We start from the raw sequence: 17098 nt of genomic DNA, 5'->3' as shown, positions 1-17098 counted from the left end.
TCAACGGCCGGACGTGATGCTCAGCCCTTTGAGCAGGCTCAGGGCCTGGGCCAGTTGGTAGTCGTCGTCCTGCGGCATGGCTTTAGGCTTGGCGCCCGAGCCGGTCGGTTTGTCCGCGCCGCCGTTGCCGTTGCCCAAGTGACCTTGCAGGTCGGCTTCCTTGAAGTAATCGCCATCGGCTTCGTTGGTGATCTTGGCCTTGCGCACTTCGATGTCCGGAACGATGCCCTGGGCCTGAATCGAACGACCATTCGGCGTGAAGTACAGCGCGGTAGTGATCTTCAGCGCACGGTCGTTGTTCAGCGGCAGCACGGTCTGTACCGAGCCTTTGCCGAAACTGGTGGTGCCCATAACCACGGCGCGTTTCTGATCCTGCAGGGCGCCGGCGACGATTTCCGAAGCCGAGGCGCTGCCACCGTTGATCAACACCACCATTGGCACTGCTTCGCTTTCGTCTTTGCCGGTGGCCGAGAAGCGCAGTTCGGAGTTGGCGATGCGGCCTTTGGTGTAGACGATCAGGCCTTTGGTGATGAAGTGGTCGACCACTTCTACCGCCGCCTGCAACACGCCGCCCGGGTTGTTGCGCAGGTCGAGGATGATGCCGTTGAGCTTCTTGCCGTTGTCCTTGCGCAGCTTGGCCAGCGCCTTGGAAACCTCTTCGCCGGTCTTGACCTGGAACTGGGTGATGCGGATGTACGCATAGCCGGTTTCCAGCAACTGCGCCTTGACGCTCTTCACCTGAATCACCGCGCGGGCCAGGGTCACGTCGAACGGCGTGCCGCCATCGCGGACCAGGGTCAGGGTGATTTTCTGGCCGATCTTGCCGCGCATCTTGTCGACGGCTTCGGTCATGGTCTGGCCGCGCGTTGGCGCACCGTTGATCTTGACGATGAAGTCGCCGGCCTGAATGCCGGCTTTCGACGCCGGGGTGTCATCGATCGGCGAGACCACTTTGATGAAGCCGTCTTCGGCGCCGACTTCGATGCCCAGACCACCGAACTCACCGCTGGTGCTTTCCTGCAGCTCGGTGAAATCTTCAGGACCGAGGTAGGCCGAGTGCGGATCGAGGTTGCTGAGCATGCCCTTGATCGCGTTTTCGAGCAGGGTCTTGTCGTCCACCGGCTCGACGTAAGCGGCTTTGATCCGGTCCATGACCTCGGCAAAGGTGCGCAACTCTTCCAGCGGCAACGGCGCCTTGGAGGTCGCGGCAGTGCCTGCCGGAGCGACGGCCGGGGCCGGTTGCGCGGCGAACGCCAGAGGCGCGCCGATCACCAGGGCGATCGTCAGGGCCAGCGAGGTAAGGCGGGACAAATGCAGCATGTCGAACGAACTCCTAATGTAGGTGACTCAACGCCTATCCTTGCGCGCGGCACCATTGCGCCGGATCACTCGGGTGACCCTGCTGACGAATTGCGAAATACAGCGCTGATGTGTCCTGGCCGCCACTGTTACCGACAGTGGAGATGGACTCACCGGCTTTTACCACGTCACCGGCAGACTTGAGCAGCGTCTGGTTGTGACCGTAAAGACTCAGAAAACCGTTGCCGTGATCGAGGATCACCAGCAACCCGGCGCCGCGCAGCCAGTCGGCGAACACTACGCGCCCCCCGTGTACCGCATGCACCTGGCTGCCGGCAGAGGCGCTGATCATCACGCCGTCCCACTTGGTGCGGGCGTCGTCGCCACGGCTTTCGCCGAAGCGTGCCAATAGTCGACCATCAACCGGCCACGGAAGTTTTCCCCGGGTTGCAGCAAAAGGGCCACCGAAGGTCTCGCCGCTGCTGGAGACCAGCGCGCCGGGAGTGGATTTGACCGGTTTTCGTGGGGCGTCGCTGTTTTCAGCCTGCGCCTCACGCAAGCGCTTTTTTTCCGCTTCCTGCTGGGCGATCAGCGCTTTCTGCCGCGCTTCTTCTGCCTCACGAGCCTGACGGGCCAAGGTTTCTTCAATGGTTTTAAGGACTTTAGACAGGTCTGCCTGATCCTGCTCGCGCGCGGCGAGTTTCTGATCGCGAGCCTTCACGTCATCGTTGAGCTTGGCGAGGACTTGCTGGCGTTCCTTGCGAACATTTTCCAGTTCGTCGCGCTGGGTATCGAGGCTGCTTTTCTGTACCAGCAATTGCGCCTGCTGGGCGGCGATGTCTTTTTCGACATTGGCCAGTTGGCGCAGGGTTTCGTTGAAGTTCTTCAACTGCTCCAGGCGGGCCTGGCTCAGGTAATCGTAATAGGTGAGGGTGCGGGCGAATTTCTCGGGATTCTGCTGGTTGAGCAGCAGCTTGAGGTATTCCTGCCGACCGTTCTGATAGGCCGCTCGGGCCTGAATGGCGATCAGTCGCTGCTGTTCAGTGCGCGCGCTCTGGAGTTTTTTTTTCTCTGCATCGAGTCGCTGCAGCTCGGATTCGCTTTTCTGCAGTTCTTTCTGCAGCGCATCGACCTGCTTCTGCAGCTTGCCCAGCTCGGTTTCAGTGCCCTTGAGCTCTTTCTGTACGCCGGATTTTTCTTCCTGGACTTTGCTCAGCAGCTTTTTCAGCTCGGCAATGTCCTGACGCGTGGCGTCCAACTGCTGTTGGGTTTGCGCGCGCTCGTCAGCGAAGGCCGGTTGGAGCAGGCAGGTCAGAGCAAGGGCGATCAGGACGCGAAGCATAGGGGCGGGCGGCACCAGGGTAAGGGACGGCCTAGTATGCCCGCCCGAGGCTGCAAAAAAAACGCCCAATTGGGGCTGTGTGATAACTGGCCTGAAAAACTCTGCAAACCAATGTAGGAGTGAGCCTGCTCGCGAAAGCGGTGTGTCAGGCGACATTGATATCGACTGATCCATCGTATTCGCGAGCAAGCTCGCTCCCACAGGGTTTTGTGGAGTTTGATCGGGCGGATTACACCAGGATAGACGTACCGGTCATTTCCGCCGGTTTTTCCAGACCCAGCAGTTTCAGCATGGTCGGTGCCACGTCCGCCAGCACGCCGCCTTCACGGACCTTGAGGTCACGCTTGCCGACGTAAATGAACGGCACCGGCTCAGTGGTATGCGCGGTGTGTGCCTGACCGGTGGATTCATCGGCCATTTGTTCGACGTTGCCGTGGTCAGCGGTGATGAGCGCTTCGCCGCCAACCTTCTCCAGAGCTTCGACAATGCGCCCGACGCAGGTATCAAGGCATTCCACAGCCTTCACGGCCGCGTCGAACACGCCGCTGTGGCCAACCATGTCGCCGTTGGCGTAGTTGACCACGATCACGTCGTAACGCTGGTTTTCGATGGCCTCGACAATGCGGTCGGTGACCTCAGGCGCGCTCATTTCCGGCTGCAAGTCATAAGTGGCGACTTTCGGCGACGGGATCAGAATGCGCTCTTCACCCGGGAACGGTTCTTCGCGGCCGCCGGAGAAGAAGAAGGTCACGTGCGCATATTTCTCGGTTTCAGCGATGCGCAGCTGGGTTTTGCCGTTTTTCGCCAGATAGTCACCGAGGACGTTCTCCAGGCTGCCCGCCGCGAACGCCGACGGTGCAGGAATGCTGGCCGCGTATTGGGTCAGCATGACGAAACCGGCCAGTTTCGGCTGGCGCGCACGTTCGAAATCCTTGAATTCGTCTTCGACGAATACGCGGGTCAGCTCGCGGGCACGGTCGGCGCGGAAGTTCATGAACACTACGGCGTCGCCGTCTTCGACTTTTACCGGCTCACCGATGGACGTGGCTTTGACGAATTCGTCGCTCTCGCCACGGGCATAAGCGGCTTCAAGGCCTTCCTGCGCCGTGGCAGCGTTGAATTCGCTGTTGCCATCGACGATCAGGTTGTAGGCCTGGGCGACGCGATCCCAGCGGTTGTCACGGTCCATGGCGAAGTAACGGCCGATGATGCTGGCGATGCGGCCCTTGCCCAGCGCCTGGAAGGTCGCATCGAGCAGTTCGATCGACGAGGCGGCGCTTTTCGGCGGGGTGTCGCGGCCGTCCAGGAAAGCGTGCAGGTAGATTTTTTCGGCGCCGCGCTTGAAGGCCAGTTCGGCCATGGCGATCAGGTGATCCTGATGGCTGTGCACGCCGCCATCGGACAGCAGACCCATGAAGTGCACGGCTTTACCGGCGGCCACGGCTTTATCCACAGCGGCGCAAATGGTCGGGTTTTCGAAAAACTCGCCGTCGCGGATCGATTTGGTCACCCGCGTGAAGTCCTGATACACCACGCGACCGGCGCCGAGGTTCATGTGGCCGACTTCGGAGTTGCCCATCTGGCCGTCCGGCAGGCCGACGTCCATGCCGCTGCCCGAGATCAAGCCGTTCGGCACGCTGGCCCAGAGGCGATCGAGAACAGGCTTCTTCGCCGCAAAAACGGCATTGGATTCAGGGCTGTCGCTGTGACCGAAGCCGTCGAGAATCATCAGGACCAAAGGTTTAGGCGTAGTCGTCATGGAATCCACTCGTGGCTAATAAAGAAGAGGGCGATGGAAAAGGGAGTTGGAGTTTAAAGCTAAGTTCCGACCGCGTCACCGCCGGACGGGGTTTGGCCGACCATAGTGGCTGTGTATACTGGCCGACATTTTAACGCCCTGGAACCTCCTTCGATGGTTGCTCACCTGATTGAATTTGCCACTAACCACTACATTCTTGTCGGTATCTTCGTCGTACTGCTGGCTCTGCTGCTGGCGCACACGATGCAGGGCGGCGGTAAAAGCCTGAGCACCGGCGAGCTGACCGCGCTGGTCAACAAAGACGCAGGCGTGGTGGTGGACATCCGTCCGGCCAAGGATTTCGCTGCCGGCCATATCGTTGGCGCGGTGAACATTCCCCAGGACAAACTGGCTACGCGCGTCGCCGAGCTGGAAAAACACAAGGCCAAGACCATCATCCTGGTCGACGCCCTGGGCCAGACCGCCGGCACCCACGCCCGCGAACTGATGAAATCCGGCTTCACCGCCGCCAAGCTGTCCGGCGGTATTTCCAGCTGGAAAGGCGACAACCTGCCGTTGGTGAAGTGATATGAGCGAAGTCATCGTCTACTCCAGCGATTACTGCCCTTATTGCTCGCGAGCCAAGTACCTGCTCGAGAACAAAGGCGTGGCCTTCAAAGAGATCAAGGTCGATGGCAAGCCGCAGGTGCGCGCTGAAATGACCCAGAAAGCCGGACGCACGTCCGTGCCGCAGATCTGGATCGGCAGCAAGCACATCGGCGGTTGTGATGATTTGTATGCCCTGGAGCGCGCCGGCAAGCTCGACGCGCTGCTCAAGGCCTGAACGGCTGCACCCACGTACAGCACTCCCTAAAAGACCCAAGATCGATAAGGATCTGAGATGACTGACCAACAGAACACTGCAGCCAGCGAAGAAGAAACCGCACCGCAATTCTCCTTGCAGCGCATCTACGTACGCGACCTGTCCTTCGAAGCCCCGAAAAGCCCGGCGATCTTCCGCCAGCAGTGGGACCCGGCGGTCGGCCTGGATCTGAACACTCGCCAGAAAGCGCTGGAAGGTGATTTCTACGAAGTCGTGCTGACCCTGTCCGTCACCGTGAAAAACGGTGAAGAAGTTGCCTTCATCGCTGAAGTGCAGCAGGCCGGTATCTTCCTGATCAAGAACCTCGACGCGGCTTCGATGAGCCACACCCTGGGTGCGTTCTGCCCGAACATCCTGTTCCCTTACGCGCGCGAAACCCTGGACAGCCTGGTGACCCGCGGTTCTTTCCCGGCGCTGATGCTGGCTCCGGTGAACTTCGACGCTCTGTACGCGCAAGAGCTGCAGCGCATGCAGGAAAGCGGCGAGACGCCAACCGTTCAGTAAGACGGTTCAGCAACACCCCATGTGGGAGCGAGCCTGCTCGCGAAGAGGGCGTGTCAGATGACAGTTTTGTCGACTGATACACCGCTTTCGCGAGCAGGCTCGCTCCCACATTTGTTTTGCGATGTTATTTGAAGTCGTTCTGGCGCCAGGCTTCGTACACAGCGACCGCCACGGTGTTGGACAGGTTCAGGCTGCGGCAGCCTTCGCGCATCGGCAGGCGCAGGCGCTGTTCCGGCGGCAGCGCGTCGAGCACTTCCGGCGGCAAGCCACGGCTTTCCGGGCCGAAGATGAACGCATCGCCAGGCACAAACGCGGCATCATGAAACGGCCGTGAGCCCTTGGTGGTGAATGCAAACAACCGCGGGTTACCCAGGCTTTCCAGGCAACTGGCCAGGTCCGCGTGACGTTGCAGCGTGGCATATTCGTGGTAATCGAGACCGGCACGGCGCAAGCGCTTGTCGTCCATCTCGAAGCCCAGCGGTTCGATCAAATGCAGGTGGCAGCCGCTGTTGGCGCACAGCCTGATAACGTTGCCGGTATTCGGCGGAATTTCTGGTTGGAAAAGGATGACGTGAAACATGCACGGCTCCGAAGGTAAAGATGAGCGGCATTCTACGCCGCCTGTGGACAACCGTTCGAAACTATTCCCGCGGGTGATCGGTTCGCTGGCGATTGTCGGATTGATGATTGGCTTGATGATCGGCCGCCTGACCACGCCGGATCCGACTGTGTTGCAGCAAGTCGAAGTGACGGAACAAGGGCTGGTGGTGTGGTTCAACAATGAGCCCAAGCTGCACGGCGAGATCATCGATGGCACCGTGGCGCTGCTGTTTCAGGCTGAAGGCCCGGCGCAGAAGGGCCAGCTCAAGCTCAACGGCAAAGACGTCAACTGGCGTACGCGCAAAAGTGACGGCGGATTGCTGTTGACGATACTGGCAGCGCGGCCGCTACAGGGCGAGTGGGCAGGCAGCGAGGTCGACGATCGCTGGCGACTGGAGATTCGTTTGCAAGCCAACTGATCGCAATCTGCCGTCTCTTTCGTTTCTCCTACTTTTGCTGGCGTTGTTTCCCACTGCGCCAGTCTGCCTTTCCTCTCTCCTTCAGCACCTGTGCACGCTATCGTGCGCTCCTCTTTCAAATCGGCAGGATGCCGAAACTTGCGTCTCTTGCGCGAAAGCCAGGGACGAGCATTTCAAGGATGAAAAAACATGCCAGTAAAACCACCGCGCGGAAGCGGTACCCATGTGGATGTACCAACCAGCCCGACGCGCTCAACAGCTGAGGATATTTCGCTCCCCGGCCCATCGGGACTCAGAGGCTTCGATTCCGGTAGTTCTCTGAATAGTTCACCGCTGCGGGCCGGGACCTCTGACTCTTCTAGTGTTGAAGCTCCACACCCGTCGCCGGTCGTCGTGGTGCATGCGACTCCTGTTGCCGCCCGTTCCCCGGCACCGCTGCCATCGGTGGACCGTTACGTAACCGTCGCGCTGGCGACACTTGCGCAAGCCAATAGCCAGGGTCTGCGTGTGTTCAAACAGCGCACCTACGCTGAATTGTCCGATGGCCGCATTGTACTTGTCGGGGTTGACCCAGAAACTGGGCTCTTTCGCGCCAGATTGCCCAGTGAGTTGTCGCCTTCCGGCCCGGTACTGCTGCGTGATACTGACAGCGGCTTCTGGAGCGTACGTGAGGTCTCGAGTTCAACCACTCGAGTGCAGGTCAGAAAATACCTTCCCGAGGCAACTGATCAACACGCGGATGACTTTATCTCGCGCTTTGGGGACAGCGACGCAGCTGAAGCAGAACTCAAACGGATTGAGCTTGGGTATTCTCAATTGGATCGCGAAATCAGCGCTTGGGAAGCCCTCTACAAAGACAAAAACAGAAATAGTCACCAGCAGCGATTGGCGATCGGGGCCAAGGTGCGTGATCTGTACAAATGGCAAGGCGAGCCATCGGAAAAAGTCTATCGCGATGGTCAGTTCGTTGGCTTCGATTTGAATCTGCACGTGGGCAATAGAACAGACCAGTTGCCCGTCGACTTTCTTTCCTTGACGCGGCTCGACTCCATCGTTTCTCTTCGCCTTGAAGGGCAAATAGAAATAATCGGCAATCTGCTGTTGAGTTTTCCTCATGTCGAAATTTTAAAAATTCATCGGTACGGCGTCTCCCGTTTACCTGCCGGAATCGAGACGCTCACCCATCTGCGAGCCCTGCACGTAGAAGGGATGACATTTTCTGCAAATGATGTCGACCTGCTTGGCAGGCTGACCCGGCTGCAGGAACTGGCCATCTCTCACAGTACTCTGGCCTTCCCGTTTTCAGTACGCGGTATGACTGAATTGAGGAAACTCAGTCTCACTTCGGCAAAACTGACTGAGCTGCCTGTCGGACTTTCGCAAGCGGACGGCCCGACCCGCCTGGAAGTGCTTGACCTGTCCGGGAACCATCAATTGGGTGTCGCGCCCTCAGTGTCAGGGATGTCCGAACTTCGGGTGCTGGACCTATCGTTTACGGGGATAAGGCAATTGCCGGCAGGGCTTGGTACCGATAATGGTCCGTTGCGACTTGAGGAATTGACGCTCTCCTACAACTCGCTTGGCGAGGCTCCCTCTCTCGAAGGAATGGCAGCGTTACAGGTGGTCAACTTGCACAATAATCGAATAAGCAGGTTCCCGGAGGGGATCACTTCTGATGTTCCAAAACGCATTTTGGGTCTGCAGGAGAACAGAATTCAGGTAATCCCCGAAACCATTGAACTCAGAGACGGGATCCGTCTTGAACGTAATCCGATTACCGACCCCGCATCTTTACGGCGACTGGTCGCGGCACGCCGACAAACAGGGGCTGATATCTGGTTGGGAGATATTGAGATTGATCTGGGAGTCAATCGTTGGCTGCATGATGTTCCACAGGCGCAACACCAGGAAAAGGGTGCAGTTTGGAGTTCATTAGAAATGAACCAGACAAACTCTTTGCTGATGGCAAGAATCGAAAGTTTATCGCGCACGCCAGAATTCAGGGTTGAGCGTCAGATTTTGCAGCGTCGAGTCTGGAGTTTTCTGGAACACATGCAACAGGCCAGCCCAGGTGAACAAGGGCGGTTGCTTGCTATTGCGAGAACTGAAACCAGTCCCGGAAAAATGCTGGATAAGCTGGAGGATGAAATAAGCAAATCTGACCCGACCTGGCAAAACCAGCCTTCGCATCATTTGCCAAAGCGACCTCGACTCGAATGATTCGATGCCGGGTGCGATGTAAAAGCGGGAATCCCTGACCTGCCTGTATCAGGGTTCCCAAAACGGGGTGGACTTCGCTAGCAGCGTCGGTCCGGTGTAAAGAGGGAACCCCCGGCCTGCCTGTACCAAGGATCCCAAAACGGTGGGCGCATCGCGTTGCGGTGTGCGCCCGGTATAAAGAGGGGAATCCCCGGCCTGCCTGTACCAAGGTCCCCGAAACGGGTGGTGAATCGAATCACCTGTAAGAGGTATTGCAGGGGGCGTGCCAGGTTTTAATCTGCTGAAACAAAAAAGCTGATCAGAGACATCAAAGCCCCGTAATTCGGGGCTTTCATGTTCTTGGACAGTGGGTTTTTTGGTTTTTTCAGGAAGGAGTGTGGCGGTGCAGCTGTGCGCGATCGCGGGTCATTGTGCATTGATGCGGTGCACGGGGGGCCCTCACCTCTAACCCTCCCGAAACGTCGGACCGCCCATAGAGAGAGGGGACTGACCGAGTTGCCTGGTCAAATTACGCCGACCTGAGATACCGAGCCGAACTCAAGCCTCGAAGTCACCTGAAATCGGCTCCCTTTCCCCTCTCCCCCTTGGGGAGAGGGCTGGGGTGAGGGGGATCGATCCTGAGTACACAACCATCCTCAAGCGAACAAGGTTTTAACCCTCATCCCCTTCATCATCATCCCCACCATCAACCTTCATCCCCAATTCCTTGATCTTGCGCGTCAGGGTATTACGCCCCCAACCCAGCAACACCGCTGCATCACGCCGGCGCCCGGCGGTGTGCTTCAGCGCTGTCTCGATCATGATCCGTTCAAATGCCGGCACTGCGCTGTCGAGCAAACTCGACTGGCCGCGCGCCAAGGCCTGATCGGCCCACTGACGCAGCGCCTGCTCCCAGTTGGTCACCGGTGCCGAGTCCTGCGGCAGGTTCAGGAGTTCTGGCGGCAGGTCGCTGATGTGCACCTCGCGTCCGGACGCCATCACGGTGATCCAGCGGCAAGTGTTCTCCAACTGCCGCACGTTGCCGCCCCACGGCAGGTTCTTCAGGTATTCCTCGGTCTCGCTTTTCAGCAGTTTTGGCTCGACAGCCAGTTCCTGCGCGGCGCGGCTGAGGAAGTGCTTGGCCAGGGTCGGGATGTCTTCACGACGGTCCGACAGGCGTGGGATGTGGATGCGGATTACGTTGAGGCGGTGGAACAAGTCCTCACGGAATTTTCCGGCGTGCACCAGGGTTTCCAGATTCTGGTGGGTCGCGGCGATGATCCGCACATCGACCTTGACCGGCACGTGCCCGCCGACGCGGTAGAACTCGCCATCGGCCAGAACGCGCAGCAAGCGGGTTTGCGTATCCGCCGGCATGTCGCCGATTTCATCGAGGAACAGTGTGCCGCCGTCAGCCTGTTCAAAGCGGCCGCGACGCAGGTTCGCCGCGCCGGTGAACGCGCCTTTCTCATGGCCGAACAGCTCGGATTCCATCAGATCTTTTGGGATTGCCGCCATGTTCAGCGCGATGAACGGCGAGGCCGCACGAGGACTGTGCCGGTGCAAAGCGTGGGCGACCAGTTCTTTACCGGTGCCGGATTCGCCGTTGATCAGCACGGTGATGTTGGAGTGGCTCAAGCGCCCGATGGCGCGAAACACTTCCTGCATCGCCGGCGCTTCGCCGATGATTTCCGGGGTGCGGGTCAGCGCCGGTACGACTTCCAGGCCTTGCTGCTCTTGCGCGTGCTGATTCGCGCGTTTGACCAGCGACACCGCTTCATCGACGTCAAACGGCTTGGGCAGGTATTCGAACGCGCCGCCCTGATACGAGGCGACAGCGCTGTCCAGATCGGAGTGAGCGGTCATGATGATGACCGGCAGCCGTGGGTGTTGCTCGCGAATCCGCGCCAGCAGATCCAGCCCACTGGCACCCGGCATGCGGATATCGGAAATGATCACGTCGGGCTGCTGACGGGCCAGGCGACTCATCACACCGTCGGCGCTGTCGAAGCTCTGGGTGGTCATGCCTTCCTGCTGCAGCGCCTTTTCCAGCACCCAACGGATAGAACGGTCGTCATCGACGATCCACACGGTTTCACTACGGCTCATGTCGATGTGGCTCCTTGTTCCAGTGGCAGAAAGATCGAGAAGGTGGTGTGGCCTGGATGGCTGTCACACTCGATCAGGCCCTGGTGCTGGCTGATGATGTTCTGAGTAATGGCCAGGCCGAGTCCGGTACCGTCCGGACGTCCGCTGACCATCGGAAAGAAAATGGTTTCCTGAAGTTCCGCCGGGATCCCCGGGCCGTTGTCGATGATTTCGATCTTGGTCACCAGGCGATGGCGGACATGGCCAATGGTGAACTGGCGCATGGTCCGGCTGCGCAGGCTGATACGGCCAAGGCGCAGCTCGTTCTGGCTGCTGATTGCCTGCATCGCGTTGCGCACGATGTTCAATACCGCCTGAATCATTTGTTCGCGGTCGATCAATACGTCGGGAATGCTCGGGTCGTAATCGCGCACCAAGGTGATGCAGCCCTGGCTTTCGGCTTCGACCAGTTGGCAGACACGCTCCAGCACTTCGTGGACGTTGCACATGGCCAGCGACGGCAACTTGTTCGAGCCGAGCATGCGGTCGACCAGATTGCGCAGGCGGTCGGCCTCTTCAATGATCACGTTGGTGTAATCGCGCAGGCTGTCTTCCGGCAGTTCGCGGGCCAAAAGCTGCGCGGCGCCACGGATGCCACCTAGCGGGTTCTTGATCTCGTGGGCGAGGCCGCGCACCAGCATCTTGCTGGTTTCCTGTTTGGACAGTTGCGCCTCTTCCTTGGTGATTCGCAGCAAGCGGTCACGCGGGTGGACTTCCAGCAGCAACATCGTGGCGCCGTTGCTGAGGATCGGCGTCACCGCGTAATCCACAGTAAGGGTTTGGCCGGTGAGGGCGGTGAGCATGGCTTCGCGTTTGGTGAACGGGTGCGCCTGCTCCACCGCCTGGCGCAGGGAATTCAGCGCCTCGGTGGATTCGGTGAACAGCTCGCTGATGAACTGCCCATGGCTGCGCTGCCCGCTGATGGCCAGCAGCATCTCCGCCGCCGGGTTCATGTACTCAAGGCGCAATTCGGCGTCGAGCAGGATGGTGGCGGTGGTCAGGTTGTCGAGCAGCAAACGGTGGATTGCGTCGCTAATAGTCATCGGAGCCTCTTTTGGGGGCGGAGCGTGCGCAACAAGCAAGCGTCGGTATCGGGAAAATGCAAAAACCAAACCAAGGCTCCGAAAAGAAGCGCTTAACCCGTGAAACAGGCGTTTGACGCTCGTTTGCGTGGCACAGGGCCAGCTCTCGCGGGTAGTTTCGAACCAAAATGGGTTGGAATGTGAGTACGGTGCAGGCTAATGCACCAATATAGTGCGCAAAGCTGAATGGCGTTAGAAGAAACGCAGGAAGGGGTTTTTCGGCTCGGGCGGTTTGTCTTTCATCGGGCATTCCGGACGGACGCCGTAATCGTCGGTGGTGCACGGTTTGACCTGGCGTTTCTGTGCGAGGGAGATGCGCAGCATGTGGAAAGGCTGGTTGGCAGTGCGTTCCACCGTCCGCCCTTCGGCATCGAGGATTTCCACCGAAAGGTTGTGGCTGCCACGATCAATGTTATTTAGCGGGAAGACCGGGCTCAGTCCCGGTTCGCCGGTGGCTTGGCCATCCAGCAGCAGTCTGTAACGATGACCTTTTTGCAGGCCCGGTTCGCTGGTGACGCTGACGATGATTTCGCCGGCGCTGCTGCGAATGGTTGCATCGGGTTCGGGCACCAGAATGCGCAGCATGTCGTAGTGGAACAGCGGTTGTTCCGCGGATTTTTTCGCGGTGGTGATCGGCGCGGCGGCGGCGGGGTTGGCGGACATGCGATTGCTGGTGGCGACCGGCACTCGCTTGGCGTTGCCGCGCGGTTGGTCGGTATAGACGCGATTGCCTTGCGCGTCGGTATAAGTGAAGACCTCGGCTGAGGCTTGCAGCGACATCAGCGCCGACAGGAGGAACAACCACGCGCGGATCATGGCTTGTGCACTCGCTGCACGCTGAGGGCGACTGGCGGGCTTTGCTGGATGGTCGTTTGCCCGTCGATCACCTGCACGGCGAGTCGGTGTTCGCCGCGATCCACGTTCACCAGTTGCAGGATCGGCACGTTGCTCGGCTGACCGTAGGGTTCATCGTCCAAAACCAGCCTTAATTGATGGGCTGGCCGCAGGCGCGGTTTGATCAGCACGTTGACGGTGAACGTGCCGTTATTGGCGCGCAGGGCTTCTTCGGTGGGCAGGCCGGCGAGTTCCAGAATCTCATAGGCATCACTGCGTGCCGGCTGGCGATTGTCAGATTTGGGTGCGGCTGGTGCGTTGGGTGCTTGCGGCTCGACGCGATTGAGCGGCGGCAACTCCACCGGCTGCGCCTTTACGCCGTCCGGCGAGTGATCGCTGTAGACAGTGTTGCCGTTGGCATCGGTGTACTTATAGATCTGCGCGGCAGCGGGCAGGGCGATCAGCAGCAGAATGTAGAGAAAGGTGCGACCCATGACATCGACCGGGATTGAAAACGATGGGATGCAGCATAGGCCAGACGCGGCGGTTGGCCCAACTCGGTAAACATCTGGCAACGCCCTCACCCTAACCCTCTCCCAGAGGGAGAGGGGATTGACCGGGTTGCTCTCACAAATTTCACCGACCTGAAATTGTCATGTGAACTCAGGTTCTGAAAAGCATGGAGATCAGTTCCCTCTCCCTCTGGGAGAGGGCTAGGGTGAGGGTTTTTTTGATCTGCAATAAAAAAGGCCTCACGAAGGAGGCCTCTTTCACTCACGCCGCGTAGCGCAGCGCTACCGGATCAGCAGCTGTAGTACAGCTCATATTCCAGTGGGTGTACGAAGGTACGGACCTTGATTTCTTCTTCGGATTTCAGCGCGATGTAAGCGTCGATGAAGTCGTCGGAGAACACGCCGCCCTTGGTCAGGAACGCACGGCCTTTATCCAGCTCTTCCAGAGCTTCTTTCAGGCTGCCGCAAACTTGCGGGATCTCTTTCGCCTCTTCAGGCGGCAGGTCGTACAGGTTTTTGTCGGCAGCGTCGCCTGGGTGGATCTTGTTCTGGATACCGTCCAGGCCAGCCATCAGCAGTGCTGCGAAAGCCAGGTACGGGTTGGCAGCCGGATCCGGGAAACGCGCTTCGATACGACGGCCACGTGGGCTGTTGACGTAAGGAATACGGATCGACGCGGAACGGTTGCGAGCCGAGTAGGCCAGCATCACCGGCGCTTCGAAACCTGGCACCAGACGCTTGTAGGAGTTGGTGGCCGGGTTGGTGAAGCCGTTCAGTGCCTTACCGTGCTTGATGATACCGCCGATGAAGTACAGAGCGGTTTCGGACAGGCCGGCATAGCCTTCGCCAGCGAAGGTGTTCTTGCCATCTTTGGCGATGGACATGTGCACGTGCATACCCGAACCGTTGTCACCGTACAGTGGCTTCGGCATGAAGGTAGCGGTGCGGCCGTAGGCGTCGGCAACGTTGTGGACAACGTATTTCAGCGTCTGAACTTCGTCAGCTTTCTTCACCAGGGTGTTGAACTTGACACCGATTTCGTTCTGACCGGCAGTCGCCACTTCGTGGTGGTGAACTTCAACGGTCTGGCCCATTTCTTCCAGTGCGTTGCACATGGCAGTACGGATTTCGTGATCGTGGTCGAACGGCGGAACCGGGAAGTAACCACCTTTGATACCTGGACGGTGGCCTTTGTTGCCGCCTTCGATGTCCTGGTCGGACATCCACGAACCTTGTTCGGAGTAGATCTTGAACATCGAACCGGAGATGTCGGACTTGAACTTCACTTCGTCGAAGATGAAGAACTCAGGCTCTGGACCGGCGAAGACGGTGTCACCGATACCGGTGGTCTTCAGGTATTCCTCGGCACGGTGAGCAATGGCGCGCGGGTCGCGATCGTAACCTTGCATGGTCGACGGTTCGATGATGTCGCACACCAGGATCAGGGTGGCGTCTTCGGTGAACGGGTCGAGCACGGCAGTTTCGTCGTCCGGCAGCAGGATCATGTCGGAGGCTTCGATGCCTTTCCAGCCAGCGATGGAGGAACCGTCGAACATCTTGCCGACTTCGAAGAAGTCGTCTTCCAGCGCATCGCGAGCCGGCATGGTCACGTGGTGCTGAGTGCCTTTGGTGTCCGTGAAGCGCAGATCAATCCACTTGACGTCATGATCTTTGATGAGTTGAACCGACTTCGACATAGTGTCCTCCGGGTGAATTAGGGCTGGTAGTGGATGCCCTTAATAGTGGTGATGCCGGCGCGAATACTCTGCCAAGGCAACCTGCCTCACAAGGGAGCAAATTGCATGCCAGTGCCCCAGCATGGGTTTTTTGCCCCAAATTCACGCTTATTAAGGTGCAAAGCGTCTTAAAGCAGAAAATATCGCCCTTTAATGTAGCGTCATAATCTGCAAATGACCTGTTTTGGTGCATGCAAAACCTTCTGCACATTAACTGGTTAAACCTTGAGCAATTTCCGCTATAATCCGCGCCCCCCTTTTTCGGCTGGCCGTTCGCGCGCTGTTTTCATGAAACTAATCGTAAAAGTCTTCCCCGAGATCACCATCAAAAGCCGACCTGTCCGGACGAAATTCATCCGCCAGTTGGCCAAGAACATCCGCACCGTGCTCCGCGATCTGGACCCGGCCGTGGTGGTGAACGGTGTGTGGGACAATCTCGAGCTGGAAACCCGCATTACCGACGCCAAAGCCTTGAAAGAGATGGGTGAGCGCCTGACCTGCATGCCGGGCATCGCGCACTTTCTGCAGATCGACGAGTACCCGCTGGGCGACTTCGACGACATCACCGAGAAGTGCAAACAGCACTACGGCGCTGCACTGGCCGGGAAGATTTTCTCGGTGCGTTGCAAGCGTGCCGGCAAGCACACCTTCAGCTCGATGGACGTTGAAAAATACGTTGGCAGCAAGCTGCGTCGTGAGTGCGGTGCCGCCGGTATCGACCTGAAAGCGCCGGAAATCGAAGTCCGTATCGAAGTTCGCGACAAACGGTTGTTTGTGATCCACAGCCAGCACAACGGCATCGGCGGCTATCCGCTGGGTGCGTTGGAGCAGACGCTGGTATTGATGTCCGGCGGCTTTGACTCGACCGTTGCGGCCTACCAGATCATTCGTCGCGGCCTGATGACGCACTTCTGCTTCTTCAATCTCGGCGGTCGTGCCCACGAACTGGGCGTGATGGAAGTCGCGCATTTCATCTGGAAGAAGTACGGCAGCTCGCAACGCGTGCTATTTGTCAGTGTTCCGTTCGAAGAAGTGTTGGGCGAAATTCTCGGCAAAGTCGATAACAGTCATATGGGCGTCGTATTGAAGCGTATGATGTTGCGCGCGGCGTCCAACATCGCAGACCGCCTGCAGATCGAGGCGCTGGTCACTGGCGAGGCGATCTCCCAGGTTTCGAGCCAGACCCTGCCGAACCTGTCGGTGATCGATTGTGTGACCGACAAGCTGGTCCTGCGTCCGCTGATCGTGGCGCACAAGCAGGACATCATCGACACGGCCAACGAGATTGGCACCGCCGATTTCGCCCGGCACATGCCGGAGTACTGTGGGGTCATTTCGGTCAATCCGAAGACTGCCGCCAAACGCGGTCGCGTTGAGCACGAAGAGAAAGAATTCGACATGGCGGTGCTCGAGCGTGCGCTCGAAAACGCCAAACTGGTGCCGATCGATCGGGTGATCGACGAATTGGGCCAGGACGTACAGATTGAAGAAGTCAGCGAAGCACTGGCCGGCCAGATCGTGATCGACATCCGTCACCCGGATGCCGCCGAGGATGAGCCGCTGGAACTCGCTGGCGTAGAAGTACAGACGATGCCGTTCTACGCAGTGAACGCTCGTTTCAAGGAGCTGGATCCGACTCGCCAGTACCTGCTGTATTGCGACAAAGGCGTGATGAGTCGCCTGCATGCTCACCATTTGCTCAGTGAGGGGCATGCCAATGTGCGCGTTTATCGACCGAGCTAAGTGCCCGGGGCTGTTTGCCTGTGGCCTGCGTCACCGGCCCCCCGACACCGCCGTCAAGC

At 58.8% G+C, this 17098-nt stretch carries 15 protein-coding genes; 6 read left to right on the top strand and 9 right to left on the bottom strand.

Annotation, left to right across the window (positions count from 1 at the left end; all coding sequences use genetic code 11):
• The 3 genes from GTU76_RS12135 to gpmI all read right to left on the bottom strand — a co-directional run bounded on the left by GTU76_RS12135 (position 1) and on the right by gpmI (position 4400).
• A complete protein-coding gene (locus tag GTU76_RS12135; RefSeq protein ID WP_016986344.1) occupies positions 1–1320 on the bottom strand; it encodes a S41 family peptidase in 1320 nt (439 codons plus the stop codon).
• A gap of 34 nt (positions 1321–1354) precedes the next feature.
• Positions 1355–2641: a murein hydrolase activator EnvC family protein gene (locus GTU76_RS12130; RefSeq protein WP_077570329.1), complete on the bottom strand. Its 1287-nt coding sequence runs from the start codon at positions 2639–2641 to the stop codon at positions 1355–1357.
• Positions 2642–2870: 229 nt separating this feature from the next.
• Positions 2871–4400 (bottom strand): 2,3-bisphosphoglycerate-independent phosphoglycerate mutase, encoded by a 1530-nt coding sequence (gpmI, locus tag GTU76_RS12125; RefSeq protein ID WP_180698701.1) that lies wholly within the window; start codon positions 4398–4400, stop codon positions 2871–2873.
• Positions 4401–4553: 153 nt separating this feature from the next.
• On the opposite strand from gpmI, the gene GTU76_RS12120 reads away from it, so the two are divergent.
• The 3 genes from GTU76_RS12120 to secB are packed head-to-tail and all read left to right on the top strand — an operon-like array spanning position 4554 to position 5766.
• Positions 4554–4967, top strand: coding sequence for a rhodanese-like domain-containing protein (locus GTU76_RS12120; protein WP_180698700.1), 414 nt, complete (start codon positions 4554–4556; stop codon positions 4965–4967).
• A gap of 1 nt (position 4968) precedes the next feature.
• Positions 4969–5223: a glutaredoxin 3 gene (grxC, locus tag GTU76_RS12115; RefSeq protein WP_038359971.1), complete on the top strand. Its 255-nt coding sequence runs from the start codon at positions 4969–4971 to the stop codon at positions 5221–5223.
• A gap of 57 nt (positions 5224–5280) precedes the next feature.
• Positions 5281–5766: a protein-export chaperone SecB gene (secB, locus tag GTU76_RS12110; protein ID WP_016772114.1), complete on the top strand. Its 486-nt coding sequence runs from the start codon at positions 5281–5283 to the stop codon at positions 5764–5766.
• A gap of 124 nt (positions 5767–5890) precedes the next feature.
• Here the strand turns inward: secB and GTU76_RS12105 are convergent, their stop codons facing one another.
• The gene (locus GTU76_RS12105; RefSeq protein WP_007909235.1) at positions 5891–6346 is read right to left on the bottom strand and encodes a tRNA (cytidine(34)-2'-O)-methyltransferase; all 456 of its coding nucleotides are present in this window, start codon (positions 6344–6346) and stop codon (positions 5891–5893) included.
• On the opposite strand from GTU76_RS12105, the gene GTU76_RS12100 reads away from it, so the two are divergent.
• Both GTU76_RS12100 and GTU76_RS12095 read left to right on the top strand, forming a co-directional pair.
• The gene (locus GTU76_RS12100; protein WP_016986348.1) at positions 6345–6785 is read left to right on the top strand and encodes a hypothetical protein; all 441 of its coding nucleotides are present in this window, start codon (positions 6345–6347) and stop codon (positions 6783–6785) included. The two genes, GTU76_RS12105 and GTU76_RS12100, sit on opposite strands and share 2 nt — an antisense overlap.
• A 189-nt stretch (positions 6786–6974) precedes the next feature.
• On the top strand, positions 6975–9005 hold the full coding sequence (locus tag GTU76_RS12095) for a leucine-rich repeat domain-containing protein (protein WP_180698699.1): 2031 nt from the start codon (positions 6975–6977) through the stop codon (positions 9003–9005).
• 651 nt (positions 9006–9656) lie between these two features.
• Here GTU76_RS12095 and ntrC read toward each other — a convergent pair.
• The 5 genes from ntrC to glnA all read right to left on the bottom strand — a co-directional run bounded on the left by ntrC (position 9657) and on the right by glnA (position 15257).
• Complete coding sequence (gene ntrC, locus GTU76_RS12090) at positions 9657–11093, bottom strand: nitrogen regulation protein NR(I) (RefSeq protein WP_007909238.1); 1437 nt, start codon at positions 11091–11093, stop codon at positions 9657–9659.
• Positions 11090–12175 (bottom strand): nitrogen regulation protein NR(II), encoded by a 1086-nt coding sequence (gene glnL, locus GTU76_RS12085; RefSeq protein WP_016985742.1) that lies wholly within the window; start codon positions 12173–12175, stop codon positions 11090–11092. Before glnL ends, ntrC begins: the two co-directional genes overlap by 4 nt.
• Before the next feature lie 231 nt (positions 12176–12406).
• Positions 12407–13030, bottom strand: a complete 624-nt coding sequence (locus GTU76_RS12080) for a DUF4124 domain-containing protein (protein ID WP_016985743.1) — start codon at positions 13028–13030, stop codon at positions 12407–12409.
• Entirely contained in the window at positions 13027–13542 is a 516-nt protein-coding gene (locus GTU76_RS12075) for a DUF4124 domain-containing protein (protein ID WP_016985744.1), read from the bottom strand. The genes GTU76_RS12080 and GTU76_RS12075 overlap by 4 nt, the downstream gene beginning before the upstream one ends.
• 308 nt (positions 13543–13850) lie before the next feature.
• Positions 13851–15257, bottom strand: a complete 1407-nt coding sequence (gene glnA / locus GTU76_RS12070; protein ID WP_016985745.1) for a glutamate--ammonia ligase — start codon at positions 15255–15257, stop codon at positions 13851–13853.
• Between the two features lie 327 nt (positions 15258–15584).
• Here glnA and thiI point away from each other — a divergent pair, with 327 nt between their 5' ends.
• On the top strand, positions 15585–17039 hold the full coding sequence (gene thiI / locus GTU76_RS12065; RefSeq protein WP_175552930.1) for a tRNA uracil 4-sulfurtransferase ThiI: 1455 nt from the start codon (positions 15585–15587) through the stop codon (positions 17037–17039).
• The last annotated feature ends 59 nt before the right edge of the window (positions 17040–17098 follow it).

Source organism: Pseudomonas crudilactis (genome assembly GCF_013433315.1).
In the GTDB taxonomy this organism is placed as follows: Bacteria; Pseudomonadota; Gammaproteobacteria; order Pseudomonadales; family Pseudomonadaceae; genus Aquipseudomonas; species Aquipseudomonas crudilactis.
The sequence above is the reverse complement of the archived record's forward strand: the minus strand, read 5'-3'. Positions and strand labels throughout refer to the sequence as shown.

Bases quoted from the DNA above. Each gene is read 5' to 3' on its own strand.
- thiI (WP_175552930.1), top strand. From the start codon at position 15,585: ATGAAACTAATCGTAAAAGTCTTCCCCGAGATCACCATCAAAAGCCGA.
- GTU76_RS12120 (WP_180698700.1), top strand. From the start codon at position 4,554: ATGGTTGCTCACCTGATTGAATTTGCCACTAACCACTACATTCTTGTC.
- glnA (WP_016985745.1), bottom strand. From the start codon at position 15,257: ATGTCGAAGTCGGTTCAACTCATCAAAGATCATGACGTCAAGTGGATT.
- GTU76_RS12095 (WP_180698699.1), top strand. From the start codon at position 6,975: ATGCCAGTAAAACCACCGCGCGGAAGCGGTACCCATGTGGATGTACCA.
- grxC (WP_038359971.1), top strand. From the start codon at position 4,969: ATGAGCGAAGTCATCGTCTACTCCAGCGATTACTGCCCTTATTGCTCG.
- GTU76_RS12080 (WP_016985743.1), bottom strand. From the start codon at position 13,030: ATGATCCGCGCGTGGTTGTTCCTCCTGTCGGCGCTGATGTCGCTGCAA.
- GTU76_RS12130 (WP_077570329.1), bottom strand. From the start codon at position 2,641: ATGCTTCGCGTCCTGATCGCCCTTGCTCTGACCTGCCTGCTCCAACCG.
- secB (WP_016772114.1), top strand. From the start codon at position 5,281: ATGACTGACCAACAGAACACTGCAGCCAGCGAAGAAGAAACCGCACCG.
- GTU76_RS12100 (WP_016986348.1), top strand. From the start codon at position 6,345: ATGCACGGCTCCGAAGGTAAAGATGAGCGGCATTCTACGCCGCCTGTG.
- gpmI (WP_180698701.1), bottom strand. From the start codon at position 4,400: ATGACGACTACGCCTAAACCTTTGGTCCTGATGATTCTCGACGGCTTC.
- ntrC (WP_007909238.1), bottom strand. From the start codon at position 11,093: ATGAGCCGTAGTGAAACCGTGTGGATCGTCGATGACGACCGTTCTATC.
- GTU76_RS12075 (WP_016985744.1), bottom strand. From the start codon at position 13,542: ATGGGTCGCACCTTTCTCTACATTCTGCTGCTGATCGCCCTGCCCGCT.
- glnL (WP_016985742.1), bottom strand. From the start codon at position 12,175: ATGACTATTAGCGACGCAATCCACCGTTTGCTGCTCGACAACCTGACC.
- GTU76_RS12135 (WP_016986344.1), bottom strand. From the start codon at position 1,320: ATGCTGCATTTGTCCCGCCTTACCTCGCTGGCCCTGACGATCGCCCTG.
- GTU76_RS12105 (WP_007909235.1), bottom strand. From the start codon at position 6,346: ATGTTTCACGTCATCCTTTTCCAACCAGAAATTCCGCCGAATACCGGC.